Source organism: Maribellus luteus (genome assembly GCF_003576475.1).
Lineage (GTDB): Bacteria > Bacteroidota > Bacteroidia > Bacteroidales > Prolixibacteraceae > Draconibacterium > Draconibacterium luteum.
Genome location: NZ_QWGR01000053.1, coordinates 1 through 920, shown reverse-complemented (window position 1 = coordinate 920; position 920 = coordinate 1). Strand labels below are relative to the sequence as shown.

Below are 920 nucleotides of genomic sequence, written 5' to 3'. Positions count from 1 at the left end.
AAGGGCGCCGCCTTCATCTCGGTCGGAAACACACGGCCCGAGCTGCCGACAAATGTGTCGATGCCCAGCCCATGAATCCAAGCGCGCAGGGCGTCAGGGCTGAAGCGGCCGATGAGCGGCGCCAGTGCCTCGCGCCGCGTGCGATAACGCCCGAGAAACGCATCGAGCGGCTCCGAATGCGTGATGTTCATCCCGCCAATACCCGCCAGCAGGAATTTGCGCCCGGCCGACGGCATGGCGTCGAACACCTCCACACGCACGCCGTTGCGCGACAGGACTTCAGCGGCCATGAGCCCGGCGGGGCCGGCGCCGATGACGGCAACGAGGGGGGCGTTGGGTGTTTCAGACATGCGAGGATGGATGGCTTACGCGGGGCGGACAAGCGGGGCGCTATTGTCACATCCCGCCCGAACGCGGGCAAACCAGGCCGCGCATGACGCCCCTTGGGGTGCGCTGGCCGTCGCCCACCCTGCTTTTCGGTAAACTGGCGCCCTCTTTCCGTTTTTCTCCGCGCCGCCGCACCGGTCCCATTCCGTGCGACATGTCGCCCAGGCTGTCCTGACGATGTCCAACAAGACCCACGAAATCCGCCCCAACCAGTCGATCGAGCTGCTCAAGGAACTGCACATCCTGACGCGCGACGGCAAGATGAACCAGGACAGCCGCCGCAAGCTCAAGCAGGTCTATCACCTGTTCCAGTTCATCGAGCCGTTGATGGCCGACGTGCAGCATTCCAAGGGGCACGTCACGCTGGTCGACCACGGCGCGGGCAAGTCTTACCTTGGTTTCATCCTGTACGACCTGTTCTGCAAAGAGCAACCGGGCGACGGCACCTCACATATCTACGGCATAGAGACTCGCGAAGAGCTGGTCGCCAAGTCGACCGAGCTTGCCGCGCGGCTGGGCTTCAAGGGGATGTC

General features: G+C 64.2%; 2 protein-coding genes. One reads left to right on the top strand and one right to left on the bottom strand.

The features are described from left to right. Positions 1–350, bottom strand: a 350-nt coding sequence (locus D1614_RS27875) for an NAD(P)/FAD-dependent oxidoreductase (protein ID WP_119440465.1), incomplete at its 3' end; no start/stop codon positions are given. A gap of 214 nt (positions 351–564) precedes the next feature. Between D1614_RS27875 and D1614_RS27870 the strand changes: the two genes are divergently transcribed. Next, positions 565–920 (top strand): class I SAM-dependent methyltransferase (locus D1614_RS27870; RefSeq protein ID WP_147384373.1); only part of this gene is annotated, 356 nt, incomplete at its 3' end.